Below are 16,928 nucleotides of genomic sequence, written 5' to 3'. Positions count from 1 at the left end.
TAATATATTGTATACAATAGTAAATTGTCTTTTTGTACCAAATGAGGAAAATGGCATAGCTAAAAAAGGAAGGTTTTATTGATAATTCGAATGATATATACAAAAATGCCAGTCACAAGGACTGGCATTTGATAATTGCTTTAAAAAGCTAAGGGGTTGACTACCAACCCGCTTTTTCTTTAAGTGCAGAGCCGATATCAGCGAGTGAACGAACAGTCTTAACGCCTGCCGCTTCTAAAGCTGCAAATTTCTCATCAGCTGTACCTTTACCGCCAGCGATGATTGCACCAGCGTGACCCATACGCTTACCAGCAGGTGCAGTTACACCGGCAATGTAAGATACTACAGGCTTAGTTACGTTGTGCTTGATGTACTCAGCTGCTTCTTCTTCAGCTGTACCACCGATCTCACCAATCATTACGATTGCTTCTGTTTGCGGATCGTTTTGGAACATTTCTAGTACGTCGATGAAGTTAGTACCTGGGATTGGATCACCACCGATACCAACACACGTAGATTGACCAAAGCCAGCATCAGTAGTTTGTTTAACGGCTTCGTACGTAAGAGTACCAGAGCGAGAAACGATACCTACTTTACCTGGCTTGTGGATGTGACCAGGCATGATACCAATCTTAGTTTCACCCGGAGTGATAACACCTGGGCAGTTAGGACCGATCATACGAACACCAGTTTGGTCTAGCTTAACTTTAACGTCAACCATGTCTAGTGTTGGGATACCTTCAGTGATACAAACGATAAGCTCGATACCTGCATCGATAGCTTCTAAGATTGCATCTTTACAGAAAGGTGCTGGTACGTAGATAACTGATGCTGTTGCGCCAGTTGCTTCTACTGCTTCACGTACAGTGTTGAATACAGGAAGACCTAGGTGAGTTTGACCACCTTTACCTGGAGATACACCACCAACCATTTGCGTACCGTATTGGATAGCTTGCTCAGAGTGGAAAGTACCTTGACCGCCAGTGAAACCCTGACAGATTACTTTAGTATCTTTATTAATTAATACAGACATTATTTGCCCTCCGCAGCAGCAACAACTTTCTCAGCAGCATCTGTTAGTGATTCTGCAGCGATAATGTCAAGGTCAGAGTTAGCTAGAACTTCACGACCTAGTTCAGCGTTAGTACCTTCTAAACGTACAACTACTGGTACTTGAACGCCAACTTCTTTAACTGCACCAATGATACCTTCTGCGATCATGTCACAACGAACGATACCACCGAAGATGTTAACTAGTACTGCTTTAACATTGTCATCAGAAAGGATGATCTTGAATGCTTCTGCTACGCGCTCTTTAGTCGCGCCGCCACCAACGTCTAGGAAGTTAGCTGGCTTACCACCGTGTAGGTTTACGATGTCCATAGTACCCATTGCTAGGCCTGCACCGTTAACCATACAACCAACGTTACCGTCAAGAGCAACGTAGTTAAGCTCGAAGCTTGCTGCGTGAGCTTCACGCGCGTCTTCTTGTGAAGGATCGTGGAATTCACGGATCTTAGGTTGACGGAATAATGCGTTACCGTCTACACCAATTTTACCGTCAAGACAGTGAAGGTTGCCTTGATCAGTGATTACTAGAGGGTTGATCTCAAGTAATGCGAAATCGTGATCGTTAAACATAGTTGCAAGACCCATGAAGATCTTAACGAACTGTTTAATTTGTGCTGGGTTTAGACCTAGTTTGAAGCCTAGCTCACGACCTTGGTAAGCTTGAGGACCAACTAGTGGATCAATTTCAGCTTTATGAATTAGCTCTGGTGTTTCTTCTGCAACAGTTTCAATTTCCACACCACCTTCAGTAGATGCCATGAAAACAACTTTGCGAGTTGCACGGTCTACAACAGCACCTAGGTATAATTCGTTTGCGATGTCTGTGCAGCTTTCAACTAAGATTTTAGCTACTGGCTGACCTTTTTCGTCTGTTTGATAAGTAACTAAGTTTTTACCTAACCAGTTCTCAGCAAATGCGCGAATTTCTTCTTTGCTATCAGCAAGCTTAACACCGCCCGCTTTACCACGGCCACCGGCGTGTACTTGACACTTAACTACCCATTTGTCGCCGCCGATTTTAGCAGCTGCTTCTACCGCTTCTTGAGGTGTATCACAAGCGAAACCCTCAGATACTGGCAAACCATAGTCGGCAAATAGTTGTTTTGCCTGATACTCATGCAAATTCATGATGCTTTATCCAATTTCTTATACTAAAAAAGCTGAATATTTATGCAAATAATCAGCTATCCCAAATTGCGCTCCTAGTATAGATCCCAAGGCGTTCGATGAAAACCCTAGTTAGACCAAAGGCGCAAAAAAAAAGCTGTATGAACTAACATACAGCTTAATATCTAATCAATATCGATTAAACGTCTAGTAATAGACGTGTTGGATCTTCAAGTAGCTCTTTAATTGTTACTAAGAAGCCAACTGATTCTTTACCATCGATTTGACGGTGATCATAACTCAGCGCTAGATACATCATAGGTAAGATTTCAACTTTACCATTCACTGCCATTGGACGGTCTTGGATCTTGTGCATACCTAAGATTGAAGACTGTGGCAAGTTGATGATAGGTGTTGAAAGTAATGAACCAAATACACCACCGTTCGTGATAGTGAAATTACCGCCAGTCATATCGTCAACAGTTAGCTTACCGTCACGACCTTTAAGCGCTAACTCACGAATACCTTTTTCAATTTCAGCAACTGATAGCTTGTCACAGTCTCGAAGAACTGGTGTTACAAGACCACGAGGCGTAGATACCGCGATGCTGATATCGAAGTAGTTGTGATAAACAATGTCATCGCCGTCGATAGATGCATTTACTTCAGGGAAACGCTTAAGTGCTTCAGTTACCGCCTTCACGTAGAAAGACATGAAGCCTAAACGAATGCCATGACGCTTTTCAAAAACTTCTTGATACTGCTTACGAAGATCCATGATTGGTTTCATGTTTACTTCGTTGAAAGTGGTCAACATTGCTGTTGAGTTTTTAGCTTCAAGTAGACGGTTTGCGATTGTCTTACGTAAACGAGTCATTGGTACACGTTTCTGCGTACGCTCACCTAAAGCCACTGCTGGAGCTGCCGCAGCTGGTGCTGACGCAGGTTTTGCAGCTGGTGCAGATTTCAAGAATGCATCAACGTCTTCTTTAGTGATGCGACCGCCTTTGCCTGAACCTTTGATCTTAGAAGCATCTAGGCCTTTCTCAGCAATTAGGCGACGTACTGACGGTGTAAGTACATCTGAGCTTTCATCTGAAGCTGCAGGTGCTGCCTCAGCCGCAGGTGCAGCAGCTGGTGCGCCACCTGCTACAATCTTACCGATTACTTGCTCACCTAATACAGTGTCACCTTCAGCGTGAAGGTGCTCACCCATTACACCGTCTTCTGGTGCAACAACTTCTAAAACAACTTTATCAGTTTCAATATCAACTAGGTTTTGGTCACGGCTTACTGCTTCACCTGGTTGAACATGCCAAGTTGCGATTGTAGCGTCTGCTACTGACTCTGGAAGTACAGGTACTTTAATGTCCACTTCTTTACCTTCTGATGCTGGCGCCGCTGAAGACGCTGCTGGTTGTTCACTTGATTGAGCAGGTGCACTAGCTTGCGCGCCAGCTGCACCCAAAATTGCGATAACTTGTTCACCTAGAACCGTTGCGCCATCCACTTCTTTAATTTCAGTGATCACACCGTCTTCTGGTGCTACAACTTCTAGTACTACTTTATCTGTTTCAATATCTACAAGATTTTGGTCACGCGATACAGTATCACCAACGCTAACGTGCCAAGTTGCCACCGTGGCGTCTGCAACTGACTCAGGAAGAACAGGAACCTTAATTTCGGTTGTCATCTCTTATCCCTTATTTCTTAATTGTTAAAGCGTCAGCAACTAACGCATTTTGTTCTTTAGTATGTGTTGACATGTAGCCACACGCTGGTGCTGCCGAAGCTTTACGGCCAGCATATGTTAGGTTTGCACCAGCTGGGATAGCGTCCCAGAAGTGGTGCTGAGAGCAATACCAAGCGCCTTGGTTTTGCGGCTCTTCTTGACACCAAACAAAGTCTCTAACGTGTTGATAACGAGCCATAATCTCATCCATTTCTTGATGAGGGAATGGATATAACTGTTCTACACGCACAATTGCAACGTTATCTAGCTCTAGCTTACGGCGCTCTTGTAATAGCTCGTAGTAAACCTTACCACTACAGAAAACAACACGTTCAACCTTCGCCGGATCGATATCATCGATCTCATCAATCATATTATGGAACACACCGTCTGCAAGCTCTTCAAGAGAAGAAATTGCCAGAGGGTGACGTAACAATGATTTAGGTGTCATTACAATCAATGGACGACGCAGTGGACGCACTGATTGACGGCGTAACATAGCATATACCTGCGCAGGTGTTGATGGCACACACACTTGCATGTTGTGGTCAGCACAAAGCTGCAAGTAACGCTCAAGACGCGCAGAACTGTGCTCTGGACCTTGGCCTTCATAGCCGTGGGGCAGCAACATAGTCAGGCCACATAAACGACCCCACTTCTGCTCGCCTGAGCTTAAGAACTGATCGAATACAACCTGTGCACCGTTAGCGAAATCACCAAACTGTGCTTCCCACAATACTAATGAAGTTGGTTCAGCCGTTGCATAACCATATTCAAACGCCAATACCGCTTCTTCAGATAGCACTGAGTCATATACTTCAAAAGCACCTTGTTTTTCATGAATATCTTGCAACGGAATGTATGTAGATGCATCTTGTTGGTTATGAACAACAGCATGACGATGGAAGAACGTACCACGACCTGAATCTTGGCCTGTCATACGTACATCGACACCCTCATCAACAAGCGTTGCATAAGCCAGTGTTTCAGCCATCCCCCAATCGAGAGGCTTATCGCCGCTAGCCATCGCTTTACGATCATCGTAAATTTTCTTAACGCGTGACTGAGCTTTATGCGTTTCTGGGTATGTAGATACCTTTTCAGCAAGTGCTTTTAGCTTATCAACCGACAACTTAGGATCGTATGCAACATCCCAATCGTGACCAACAAACTTAGACCAATCAGATGAATGTTTTGTATCTGGCTTAATCTCTTCAACCACACACTGACCATTGTCCAAGCCATTACGGTATTCGTCAGCAAGTACTTTGGCTTCGTCTAACGTGATGATACCTTCTAACGCTAATTGCTCAGCATAGATTTGACGAGGTACTGGGTGCTTCTTGATTTTTTGATACATCAACGGCTGAGTTGCATTTGGCTCATCAGCTTCGTTGTGACCGTGGCGACGATAACAAACTAAATCAATCACAACATCGCGACGGAATTGGTTACGGAAATCAAGTGCAACTTGCGTTACAAAAGCAACCGCTTCAGGGTCATCCGCGTTTACGTGGAAGATTGGCGCCTGAACCATTTTAGCGATGTCTGTACAATAATCAGTAGAACGAACATCTTCTTGCTTAGATGTTGTAAAACCAACCTGGTTATTCACAACGATACGCACTGTACCACCTACGCCAAACGCACGCGTTTGCGACAGGTTGAAGGTTTCTTGTACAACACCTTGTCCAGCAATTGCTGAATCACCATGAATGGTAATAGGAAGCGCTTTTGAACCTGTTTTACAGCCTAAGCGATCTAAACGAGCACGTACCGAACCCATTACTACTGGGTTAACAATTTCCAAGTGTGATGGGTTAAATGCCAACGCCATGTGTACATCACCACCTTGCGTTGCAAAGTCAGATGAGTAACCCATGTGATATTTAACGTCACCAGAACCGGCTAATTCACCGTATTTACCAGCGAACTCGTCAAATAATACTTGTGGATTCTTACCTAGCACATTCACTAACACGTTTAAACGACCACGGTGCGCCATACCGATAACAGCTTCTTGTTGGCCGCTTTCACCTGCGCGATGAATAAGCTCTTTAAGCATGGGTACTAGTGCGTCACCGCCCTCAAGAGAGAAACGTTTTGCACCTGGGAATTTTGCACCTAAGTATTTTTCTAGACCATCAGCCGCTGTAAGGCCTTTTAGAATACGTAGTTTTGTTTCTTTGCTAAATTGAGGCTTTGAGAAAGTTGACTCTAGGCGTTGCTGTAACCAGCGCTTTTCTTCTGTAGAAGTGATGTGCATATACTCTGCACCGATAGAACCACAGTATGTGTTCTTCAAAGCAGCATATAAGTCTTTTAATTTCATTGTCTCTTTGCCACAAGCAAAAGAGCCAACGTTGTATTCTTTGTCTAAATCCGCATCTGTTAGCTCGTGATAATCAAGTTCTAAATCGCGAACTCGCTCACGTTTCCATAAACCCAACGGGTCTAAGTTGGCGTTTTGGTGGCCTCTAAACCTAAATGCGTTAATCAGTTGCAGTACTCTAACCTGCTTTGCGTCAGATGAACCATCTGCTGCAACTACTACTTCTCTGTGTTTGTTTTTCGCAAGCTCGGCAAACTGTTGTCTTACTTGTGAATGTTTAACATCAACATCAACACCATCTACTTTAGGTAGTTGATCAAACACTTCTCGCCACTCTTCTGGCACTGAAGTCGCATCATCAAGATACGCTTCATAAAGCTCTTCTACATAAGCTACGTTTCCGCCGTACAAATGCGAAGATTCTAGCCATGCCTTCATCACACCTTCGTGCATTTATTAGCCCTTTTCTCTAGCGCAGAAATTTAATTGATAACAAGATGGCATGCCGGAGCATGCCATCTAAGGATTTAAATATGTATTAAACCGAACGATTTAACAACATAGATTTAATCTGACCAATGGCTTTAGTTGGATTCAAGCCTTTTGGACATACGCTAACACAGTTCATGATACCGTGACAGCGGAATACGCTGAACGCATCGTCAAGGTCTGCCAAACGCTCTTCTGTTGCTGTATCGCGGGTATCTGCTAAGAAACGATAAGCATGTAAAAGACCTGCTGGGCCAATGAACTTGTCTGGGTTCCACCAGAACGAAGGACACGACGTTGAACAACACGCACATAAAATACACTCATACAAGCCATCTAGTTGCTCACGCTCTTCAATAGATTGAAGACGCTCAACACCACCAGTTGGTTTGTCGTTAATTAAGAAAGGCTTAACTTTTTCATATTGAGTGTAGAATTGGCTCATATCAATAACTAAGTCGCGAATAACTGGTAAACCAGGTAACGGACGTAAAATGATTTTGCCTTTGCCATTCTTTTGTAATGCTGAAATAGGCGTGATACATGCTAGGCCGTTTTTGCCGTTCATGTTTACACCATCAGAACCACATACACCTTCACGACAAGAACGACGGAAAGATAACGTTGGGTCTTGCTCTTTTAGAAGTAAAAGCGCGTCCAACACCATCATGTCACGACCTTCTTCTACTTCAAGCGTGTAATCCTGCATACGTGGTGCATTGTCCACATCAGGATTATAACGATAAACAGAAAATTCTAAAGTTGCCATCGCTTAGCTCCTAGTAAGTACGTGCTTTAGGTGGGAATGCTTCACGAGTCTTAGGCGCGTAGTTAACTTCACGCTTACTCATGCCTTCCGTTACTGGATTATATACCGTGTGGCATAACCAGTTTTCGTCATCACGATCTGGGTAGTCAAAGCGAGAGTGAGCACCACGACTTTCTGTACGGAAGTTTGCAGCAACAGCAGTTGAGTACGCAGTTTCCATTAGGTTGTCTAGCTCTAAACACTCGATACGCTGAGTGTTGAACTCAGTCGATTTATCGTCAAGACGTGCGTGCTTCAAGCGCTCACGAATTTCTTTAAGCTGCTGTAGACCTTCAGCCATCGCATCACCTTCACGGAATACCGAGAAGTTAAGTTGCATACACTGTTGTAGGTCTTTCTTGATTTGAACCGGATCTTCGCCCTGGCCTTTCGTTGAGTTTTCCCAACGATTGAAACGAGCAAATGCGGCATCGATGTCATCGCTTGATGCATCTTTAGAAATTTGCGCATCAGCAAGATATTGACCAAGGAAGTTACCAGCAGCGCGACCGAATACAACAAGGTCAAGTAGTGAGTTACCACCTAGGCGGTTAGCACCGTGTACAGATACACATGCAATTTCACCTACCGCGAACAAACCTTCAACTAGTTTACCATTACCATTTTCGTCAACGCTCAATACTTGGCCGTTTACGTTTGTAGGTACACCACCCATCATGTAGTGACATGTTGGGATTACTGGGATTGGCTCTTTCGCAGGGTCAACGTGTGCGAATGTCTTAGACAAATCACATACACCAGGAAGACGCAGGTTAAGTGTTTCTTCACCAAGGTGATCAAGTTTAAGCTTGATGTGTGGACCCCAAGGACCGTCACAACCACGACCTTCACGAATTTCAGTCATCATTGAACGAGCAACAACATCACGAGACGCTAAGTCTTTCGCATTTGGTGCATAACGTTCCATGAAGCGTTCGCCGTCTTTATTTAGAAGGTAACCACCTTCACCACGACAACCTTCAGTTACTAGCGTACCCGCACCAGCAATACCTGTTGGGTGGAACTGCCACATTTCCATGTCTTGCATCGCAATGCCAGCACGCGTTGCCATACCAACGCCGTCACCAGTATTGATGTGCGCATTAGTAGTTGAGGCATAAATACGACCAGCACCACCGGTTGCAAGAACAACAGCTTTAGACTTGAAATAAGTCACTTCACCTGACTCGATATCGATTGCAGTACAACCTACTACATCACCGTTATCGTTTTTAACTAAATCTAGTGCGTACCACTCTGAGAAAACGTTGGTTTTATTTTTAACGTTTTGTTGGTACAAGCAGTGAAGCAATGCGTGACCTGTACGGTCAGCCGCAGCAGCTGTACGAGCCGCTTGTTCACCACCAAAGTTTTTAGACTGGCCACCGAAAGGACGCTGGTAAACGCGGCCATTTTCAAAACGAGAAAACGGTAGACCCATATTCTCAAGTTCAGTGATAGCTTCAGGACCTGTTTGACACATGTACTCGATGGCGTCTTGGTCACCGATGAAATCAGAACCTTTAACCGTATCGTACATGTGCCATTCCCAGTTGTCCTCGTGTGAGTTACCTAGTGCAACAGTGATACCACCTTGCGCAGATACAGTGTGAGAACGTGTTGGGAAAACTTTAGAAATCAATGCACAAGTTTTGCCTGATTCAGAAATAGCAAGCGCTGCACGCATACCAGCACCACCGGCACCGATTACAACAGCATCAAATTCACGAGTATTGTATTTCACTTAAACACCCCACAGAACAAACAGACCAATTGCTACGTAAGCAAGGGCCATTAAGTTTAAAACGAAGCCAAGTACCGTACGCATCGTTGAGCACTTTACGTAGTCCGTAAGCACTTGCCAAAGGCCGATACGCGTATGCACCATGATGCACACTAAAGTAACGATTGTTGCTGCTTTAACAGCTAGATTTGAGAACAAACCTGTCCACGCTTCGAATGTTAGTTCTGGAGTAAGAAGTAAATAACCAACAATAAATACTGCATATGCTGCAATGATCAATGCGGTTGTACGCAATGAAACGTAATCTTGTACGCCGTCACGCTTGAGAGTTGCTTGATTTAAGACCATATCCACACTCCTGCTAAAATTGCTAATACTACAGAAAGTGCAATTGCAATTTTCGCGCTGCTATTGCCAGACTCTAATTCTTCCCAGTGACCCATGTCTTGGATCATATGGCGGATACCACCGATTAGGTGATAAGCCAACACACTGATGGTGCCCCACGCGATGAATTTTGCAATAAAGCCGCTAAACAGCCCTTTCACAAACTCAAAACCTTCAGGAGAAGAAAGAGACTCAGACCAAGCCCAAATGACAAAAGTTAAAGCGAAGAACAATGCTACACCAGTTACACGGTGTAGAATCGACGCTTTAGCCGTTGCCGGCATCGATATAGTCGTAAGATCTAGATTTACAGGTCTTTGCTTTTTCACAGTTACTTGCCCATCTTGCCCACTAAGGAGCTCATCTACTTGTTTTTATAAAATCCACTTGCATGAACACAAATGGCACACTCTAAATAAACCTGTTTTTCCAAAAAACCGATCAATTTTTCGTAAAAATAGGTTTACCCACAGACGATACGGTATAAAACCTTTGACAGTATATAAGGCCGAGCGGGCTTTTACAATTCTTGTTTAGATTGAGATGCTTGCGAATTAGCCAATGGTATAATATTTAATCCATACAGAATATTTATTATACATATTTGCATAATTCTTAGAAAAATTGACTTTCCACCCCTGTTGTACGTTAAAATGATCAGAATTTGCTTAACATTAGTATCAAACATAACAATCAGAATTGTTATTTCATAGGAGATAAGTAGATGGCAGATAAGAAAGCCACAGTACATATTGAAGGTCACGACCCGATCGAGCTTCCAATTTACTCAGGCACAGCTGGCCAAGACGTAATTGACGTTCGCACACTAGGTGCTCATGGACACTTCACATATGACCCAGGTTTCATGTCTACAGGTTCGTGCGAGTCATCTATCACCTACATTGACGGCGGGAAAGGCGTATTGTTACACCGCGGCTACCCAATTGAACAGCTTGCAGAAAAATCGAACTACATCGAACTTTGTTATCTTTTACTAAACGGTGAGTTACCAACAGCTGAACAACATGCTGAATTTGCAGATGAAATCACACGTAACACCATGTTACACGAGAAAATTGCAGTATTCTTCCAAGGCTTCCGCGTAGATTCACACCCAATGGCAATGCTGTGTGGCGTTGTTGGGGCGATGTCGTCTTTCTACCACGATGATCTAGATATTTCTGACTCAGAACAACGTCACCGCAGCGCGGTACGTCTTGTTGCTAAGTTACCGACAATCGCAGCGATGGCGTACAAGTACAATGTAGGTCAACCATTTGTGTATCCTCGCAACGACTTAAGCTATGCTGAAAACTTCTTACACATGATGTTCTCAGTACCTGCTGAAGAGTACAACGTGAACCCTATCCTTGCTAAAGCAATGGATAAAATCTTCATGCTTCACGCCGACCACGAGCAAAACGCATCAACGTCTACAGTGCGTCTAGCTGGTTCTTCTGGTGCAAATCCTTACGCGTGTATCGCAGCAGGTATTGCGTCACTTTGGGGTCCTGCCCACGGTGGTGCAAACGAAGCATGTCTAACCATGTTAGAAGAAATCGGTTCAGTTGATCGTATCGACGAATACGTAGCTAAAGCAAAAGACAAGAACGACCCGTTCCGTCTAATGGGCTTTGGTCACCGTGTTTATAAAAACTTCGACCCGCGCGCGACAGTAATGCGTGAAACGTGTCATGAAGTTCTTAAAGAACTGAACATCCAAGATCCATTGTTAGATGTTGCGATGAAGCTAGAACAAATCGCATTGGAAGACCCATACTTCATCGAGAAGAAACTATACCCTAACGTAGATTTCTACTCAGGTATCATCCTCAAAGCGATTGGTATCCCAACAAGCATGTTCACCGTTATCTTCGCGATGTCGCGTACTGTTGGTTGGATCTCACACTGGGATGAAATGCTATCTCAGCCAGGTCACAAAATTGGTCGCCCTCGTCAGTTATACACTGGCTACACACAACGCGACTACAAGCCAGCATCAGATAGATAAGCTCGGTAAAAATCGTTTTAGGCCGCCTAGTGCGGCCTTTTTTATTGGCTTTGATGCAAATTATCATTAAAATCCCCCCTCGCTTTACCCAAGGATTTTTGCATGACCAATATCGCGCAGCTCAGAGATAACTTCCCTATTCTAAAACAGATAGTAGAAGGTAATCCTTTAGTCTATCTAGATTCAGGTGCCACCAGCCAAAAGCCTCAGGCTGTGATCGATGAAATAAATCTGTTTTATGAAAAAAATAATGCAAACGTACATAGAGGTTTACACACACTCAGTGAGCGGGCTACATCTCAATACGAATACGTAAGAGAAAAATTAGCAACGACTCTTCAGGTATCCGCAAAAGAGCTTGTTTGGACCAGCGGCGCGACAGAAAGTATCAATCTCGTTGCTTCAGGGTTAACTCAGTCCATAGCGCAAAATAATATTATTCTAATTACTGCATTAGAACATCACGCGAACATTGTGCCTTGGCAACAGCTGGCGCTGCGCACTGGCGCAAAACTTGAAGTCATACCAGTCACGTCACTGGGTATAGTTGACACTCAAACCGCAGTCGAAAAAATTGCTGAATTCAAACCTAAAATCTTCGCTTGCTCGCATGCCTCTAATACCTTAGGTAACATTCAGGATGTGCAAACTTTGGTAGCTGAAGCCAAAAAGCACGGTGCAGTCACTCTGGTAGATGGCGCACAAGCTTTTTTGCACCTTAGGCCAAATTTAAAAGCGCTAGACTGCGATTTCTATGTTCTATCAGCCCATAAAGCCCTTGGCCCAACTGGACTTGGTGTACTGTATGGACGATATGAATTGCTCAATGCATTGCCTGTCTATCAAACAGGTGGTGAAATGATCCAACATGTCAGTTTTGAAAAAACCACATTTCGAGACGCGCCAGCTAAATTTGAGCCGGGAACACCAAATATTTCTGCCGTTTTGGGGTTTGGCGCGGCATTAGATTATTTGAATGCCATCGATTTTCAACAAATGCATCAATATGAACAAGCATTATTCGCATATTTAGTCGAACAATTATCCGCGATTGAAGGTGTTAGGCTGTATGGCGACTTGGTTAATAACATTGGTACGGTGAGTTTTTCATACAAATCAGAGCATCACTATGACCTAGCGATGTTGCTCAACAGTTATGGTGTTGCCGTGAGAAGTGGCCATCATTGCACGCAGCCACTTATGCAAGCACTCAACTTAAATGGCACCATACGGGTCAGTTTAGCTTTTTACAATAATAAAGACGATATTGACTGTTTTATCAGCGCATTACAAAATAGTATTGAGCTGATCGAAGGATAAAATTTGTGACTTATCAAGAAATACATACCACACTCTCCAACACATCTGGCTGGCAACAAAGCTATCGTGAAATCATGTTGCTTGGTAAAAAGCTTCCTGCTTTGCCTGAGGCTTTAAAAACAGAGCAGGCCAAAGTCACTGGCTGCGAAAGCAATGTATGGTTACACATTGAATTGGACGAGCAGCAACAAAACCTGCTGTTAGTTGGCGATTCAGACACGCGTATTGTGAAGGGGCTGCTCGCAATCGTACTGGCAATGTACAACGGTAAAACCCCTGCACAAGCAAAACAGATTGACGCTTATCACGAGTTCGAAACATTAGGATTAATTAAGCATTTGAGCCCATCAAGAGGCAATGGAATTAAAGCAATCGTTGATACTATCCAACAGCAAATTATTCAGTGGGCGTAAAACGGCCTGCTTTATAGTTATTGGCTGTTTATTTCATCTTTGAAGTGTTGTCGTACGTACCAATCTCTTTTTATCCGAAGCAATTCTCCAGAGTTTTTCAGTGTCAAAAATGCTTTTCGATATCGCTCAATTAATAAGGGTTTGGAGTTTTTGTTGAATGCAATGCTCACATGAATATTCAAATCTGTTAACTCAATGACTTTCACTAGAGAGGCTAATTCCACACCTTCTTTTACGGCACGCTTCCAAATAGTCTCTTCTGTGCCAGCGATGAGATCTATACGATCCTTTACAAGCAACTTTAACAGTTGCTCTTCAAAACTAACCGGCACGAGTTCTTGAAAACGATTTGTCGTTAAGTATTGAGCCACATTAGAGCTTCTTATTACTGCGGTATTAAAATATCGGAGCGTATTTAGTGTATAAGTAGCATCTGGAAATTTACTTTTCAGTCCCCAAAGATAGATCCTCGCACTGGGTACCTCTCCTACCCATTCAAATTGCTGGCTACGGGCTTTTGTATGCACAATTGAATAGATCATAACATTTGGCTCGTTCAGTGCCGTCTCATAAGCACGTGCCCAAGGCATAACTTCGATATTATATTTATCACCAGTCAATACAAACATGGCATTCACGATATCTGTCATATATCCGCCCAGTTGGTCATCATCGGTCTTAACTTGGTATGGTTCTAGATATTCTGTAACGACTCGTATGCCCTCAGCTTGTGCAACTGAAGAAAACTGCATAGATAGGATAAAAATGAAGATGAGAATATACTGCATGTGATTATCGATACAACGTTGATAAAAACAAAGCATAGCATCGTTGCCAACGTAACGGTATTAAGAACGACGGCTATCTGGCCGCCGATCTCAACAAATAACTCACCTATTAACGAGCTTAACCTTTTTATCCAAATATTTACGGATAGCTCTTGATGCGGCAAAAAAGCCAAATGTGCCGGTAACCATGGTGGCAGATCCAAACCCCGTTGCACAATCCATGTTTTTGCTACCATCGGCCTGCTGCTTAGCCATACACACCTCACCGCTTTGGGTCGGATAAACCAACTGCTCAGTAGAGTAAACGCAATCAACACCAAACTTACGCTTTGGATTAGTTGAGTAATTATAATTTTTACGCAGCAAATATCTGACTTTGGCAAGCAGTGGGTCTTGTGTGGTTTTGGCCACATCACCAAACTGAATTTGGCTCGGGTCCGTTTGTCCACCCGCACCGCCTGTGGTGATCACGGGAATTTTACGACGTTTGCAATGGGCAATAAGCGCGGCTTTTTCTTTAACCGCATCGATGCAATCAATCACATAATCAAAGTCGTTGATGTACTCTGAGATATTCTCAAGCGTAATAAAATCGTCAATAAGCTCAACGTCACAACTGGGGTTGATCTGTTTAAGTCGCTGCGCCATCGCCTCAATTTTTTGCTCACCAATCGAGTCTGAAAGTGCATGAATTTGTCTGTTTACATTGGTTACGCAAATATCATCCAAATCAACTAAACAAATACGACCTACGCCTGTTCTAGCCAAAGCCTCAGCCACCCAGCTACCTACGCCACCGATACCAACCACGCAAAAGTTTGCTTCGGCAAGCCAGCCTAGCTGTTGAGCACCGTACAAACGCCCTATTCCACCAAAACGAAGTTGTGTTTGTTGATCAGTCATATTACCACTCTAACTGCCAAGGGTTTTGCCAATCGGCGAACCCTTCATGATTAATTAATTTACCGAACAGTCCCATTGGTTCTGGCACCGTAAAATATTGTTTCTCCACCCCATTCCACTCAAAGCGCAATGCAAAGGCATGTAGGTAAACTCGATCGCTCACTTGCCCAGCATATAGCTCATCGCCCAGAATCGGCGCTGAAAGGCTCTTAAGCGCCACTCTAAGCTGATGTGTTTTGCCCGTGAATGGTTTAAGAATACAGGCACGTAGGCCTGGCTCTATGCTCATGGAGTAAAATCGCGTTATCGCGGGGTTCTCATTTGATGTTAACAGCTTATAGGCTCCACGACGTGCTTTCGTCATATCGCCTTTCACCCAACCTTGTTTTTTCTTAGGTTTATCCGAGATCAATGCCAAGTAAGCTTTATCTATCTTTTTTTGCGCGAACAAAGCACTGAGTTTACTCGCTGCTTCACTAGACTTGGCGAGGATAATCAGTCCAGATGTCACCTTGTCGAGCCTATGCACTGAATACAACTTCATAACAAGTTGTGTTTCTAACTGAACAACAAACCCCGCCTCGTTTTCAGAGTGAAAACTAATCCCCGCAGACTTCACTGCGACAACATAATCTTGCTCATCCGCAACGATTGTTATGCGTGCCATTTTTCCATTTCTTCAGCGCTCAATTCGCGAGCCTCATTTTCAAGAAGAACGGGAATATCATCGCGAACTGGATACGCAAGCTTGGCAGCAGTGCTGATTAATTCGCTGTTCTCTTTGTCGTACTGCAGTTTACCCTTGCATACAGGACAGGCGATTATCTCTAATAGTTTTCTATCAAATGCCATGATGGATCTCTTTTGATTTTAATAAGGTTAACAATGCTGATTGCAAAGCTTCTGTAGGCTGTGCATCAACGCGTAAATAGTACCAATTGTTTTTAGCAAATGCCTGACATTTTACCGCGTCTTTTTCGGTCATAAAAACGGCACCCTGCGCAAATTCGTCAAAATCGGCTGGACAATATGCATGATGATCACGAAAATGTTTGCTCGCATTAATTGTAATACCGAGCTCAATTAAGCTCTGTTCAAACCGCTGCGGGTTACCTATCGCACTAACGGCGCTCCCTTCATGAACAAAGTCCCTGCACATTTCATTGTCTCGTACTCTAAAAATACCCATACTTTCTAGCTGATAGCTAAATGGTACATTCCCCCCGTTTTCTATAACGAGATCGACACTCTTTAATCGTGAAGGTAACTCCCTTAAAGGGCCTGCGGGGATCAAACAGCCATTACCAAAGCGGCGTTTTGCATCAACAATGCACAACTCAATGTCTCTGTTCATCTTGTAATGCTGTAATCCATCATCAGAGACAATAATATCAACATCATGGTTTTCTTTGAGATACTGGCAACTGGCTTGTCTGTCGGGACCGATAACTAAAGGACAATTTAAACGAGAAGCAAGTAAGAACGGCTCATCACCCGCCTCTATAACCGAACTATTCGCGGTTACTTCAAACGGATAAAAAGGCGCTTTAGATCCATACCCTCGACTTATCACTGCAACCTTAAGACCAAGCTCTTGCAAATAAGGAACGAGCCACAAAGCAAAAGGCGTTTTGCCATTACCACCAATACCTATATTACCAATCACAATAACGGGGACGTGTGCAGAGAAAGCCTTACTTAGGCCAATTTTGAAACTCACACGTCGCAAACTACTTATCACCCAGAAGAGTCCACTTAGTGGTAGCAATAAGACAGTAAGCAAACCTTTTCGCTTATACCAACTATCCTCAATGAAGCTCAAA

At 43.6% G+C, this 16,928-nt stretch carries 16 protein-coding genes; 3 read left to right on the top strand and 13 right to left on the bottom strand.

Annotated features, from left to right (window positions below; genetic code table 11):
* Window positions 1-160 precede the first annotated feature (160 nt).
* The 8 genes from sucD to sdhC form a co-directional block, all read right to left on the bottom strand.
* Window positions 161-1,033: a succinate--CoA ligase subunit alpha gene (gene sucD / locus AC5FX4_RS10785; RefSeq protein WP_105168407.1), complete on the bottom strand. Its 873-nt coding sequence runs from the start codon at window positions 1,031-1,033 to the stop codon at window positions 161-163.
* The gene (gene sucC / locus AC5FX4_RS10780) at window positions 1,033-2,199 is read right to left on the bottom strand and encodes an ADP-forming succinate--CoA ligase subunit beta (protein ID WP_152086094.1); all 1,167 of its coding nucleotides are present in this window, start codon (window positions 2,197-2,199) and stop codon (window positions 1,033-1,035) included. The genes sucD and sucC overlap by 1 nt, the downstream gene beginning before the upstream one ends.
* A gap of 178 nt (window positions 2,200-2,377) precedes the next feature.
* Complete coding sequence (gene odhB / locus AC5FX4_RS10775; protein ID WP_493606394.1) at window positions 2,378-3,871, bottom strand: 2-oxoglutarate dehydrogenase complex dihydrolipoyllysine-residue succinyltransferase; 1,494 nt, start codon at window positions 3,869-3,871, stop codon at window positions 2,378-2,380.
* Window positions 3,872-3,881: 10 nt separating this feature from the next.
* Complete coding sequence (locus tag AC5FX4_RS10770) at window positions 3,882-6,695, bottom strand: 2-oxoglutarate dehydrogenase E1 component (protein WP_493606393.1); 2,814 nt, start codon at window positions 6,693-6,695, stop codon at window positions 3,882-3,884.
* Between the two features lie 85 nt (window positions 6,696-6,780).
* The gene (locus AC5FX4_RS10765) at window positions 6,781-7,500 is read right to left on the bottom strand and encodes a succinate dehydrogenase iron-sulfur subunit (RefSeq protein WP_476291102.1); all 720 of its coding nucleotides are present in this window, start codon (window positions 7,498-7,500) and stop codon (window positions 6,781-6,783) included.
* 10 nt (window positions 7,501-7,510) lie between these two features.
* Complete coding sequence (sdhA, locus tag AC5FX4_RS10760) at window positions 7,511-9,283, bottom strand: succinate dehydrogenase flavoprotein subunit (protein ID WP_493606392.1); 1,773 nt, start codon at window positions 9,281-9,283, stop codon at window positions 7,511-7,513.
* Entirely contained in the window at window positions 9,284-9,631 is a 348-nt protein-coding gene (gene sdhD / locus AC5FX4_RS10755; RefSeq protein ID WP_493606391.1) for a succinate dehydrogenase, hydrophobic membrane anchor protein, read from the bottom strand.
* Window positions 9,622-9,999 (bottom strand): succinate dehydrogenase, cytochrome b556 subunit, encoded by a 378-nt coding sequence (gene sdhC, locus AC5FX4_RS10750; protein ID WP_493606390.1) that lies wholly within the window; start codon window positions 9,997-9,999, stop codon window positions 9,622-9,624. The genes sdhD and sdhC overlap by 10 nt, the downstream gene beginning before the upstream one ends.
* Window positions 10,000-10,394: 395 nt before the next feature.
* Between sdhC and AC5FX4_RS10745 the strand changes: the two genes are divergently transcribed.
* From AC5FX4_RS10745 to AC5FX4_RS10735, 3 genes are all read left to right on the top strand, one after another.
* Window positions 10,395-11,681, top strand: coding sequence for a citrate synthase (locus AC5FX4_RS10745; RefSeq protein WP_493606389.1), 1,287 nt, complete (start codon window positions 10,395-10,397; stop codon window positions 11,679-11,681).
* Window positions 11,682-11,783: 102 nt separating this feature from the next.
* A complete protein-coding gene (locus AC5FX4_RS10740; RefSeq protein ID WP_493606388.1) occupies window positions 11,784-13,001 on the top strand; it encodes an aminotransferase class V-fold PLP-dependent enzyme in 1,218 nt (405 codons plus the stop codon).
* Between the two features lie 5 nt (window positions 13,002-13,006).
* The gene (locus AC5FX4_RS10735; RefSeq protein WP_493606387.1) at window positions 13,007-13,414 is read left to right on the top strand and encodes a SufE family protein; all 408 of its coding nucleotides are present in this window, start codon (window positions 13,007-13,009) and stop codon (window positions 13,412-13,414) included.
* Window positions 13,415-13,431: 17 nt separating this feature from the next.
* Here AC5FX4_RS10735 and AC5FX4_RS10730 read toward each other — a convergent pair whose 3' ends face one another.
* The 5 genes from AC5FX4_RS10730 to lpxK form a co-directional block, all read right to left on the bottom strand.
* The gene (locus AC5FX4_RS10730) at window positions 13,432-14,202 is read right to left on the bottom strand and encodes a substrate-binding periplasmic protein (protein WP_493606386.1); all 771 of its coding nucleotides are present in this window, start codon (window positions 14,200-14,202) and stop codon (window positions 13,432-13,434) included.
* A gap of 102 nt (window positions 14,203-14,304) precedes the next feature.
* Complete coding sequence (gene tcdA / locus AC5FX4_RS10725) at window positions 14,305-15,105, bottom strand: tRNA cyclic N6-threonylcarbamoyladenosine(37) synthase TcdA (RefSeq protein WP_493606385.1); 801 nt, start codon at window positions 15,103-15,105, stop codon at window positions 14,305-14,307.
* Between the two features lies 1 nt (window position 15,106).
* A complete protein-coding gene (locus tag AC5FX4_RS10720; RefSeq protein WP_493606384.1) occupies window positions 15,107-15,772 on the bottom strand; it encodes a TIGR01621 family pseudouridine synthase in 666 nt (221 codons plus the stop codon).
* Window positions 15,760-15,957, bottom strand: a complete 198-nt coding sequence (locus AC5FX4_RS10715; RefSeq protein ID WP_493606383.1) for a Trm112 family protein — start codon at window positions 15,955-15,957, stop codon at window positions 15,760-15,762. Before AC5FX4_RS10715 ends, AC5FX4_RS10720 begins: the two co-directional genes overlap by 13 nt.
* Window positions 15,947-16,927 (bottom strand): tetraacyldisaccharide 4'-kinase, encoded by a 981-nt coding sequence (gene lpxK / locus AC5FX4_RS10710; protein ID WP_493606382.1) that lies wholly within the window; start codon window positions 16,925-16,927, stop codon window positions 15,947-15,949. The genes AC5FX4_RS10715 and lpxK overlap by 11 nt, the downstream gene beginning before the upstream one ends.
* Between the last annotated feature and the right edge of the window lies 1 nt (window position 16,928).

It is taken from the genome of Pseudoalteromonas sp. ATL1 (assembly GCF_058933015.1).
The sequence above is the reverse complement of the archived record's forward strand: the minus strand, read 5'-3'. Positions and strand labels throughout refer to the sequence as shown.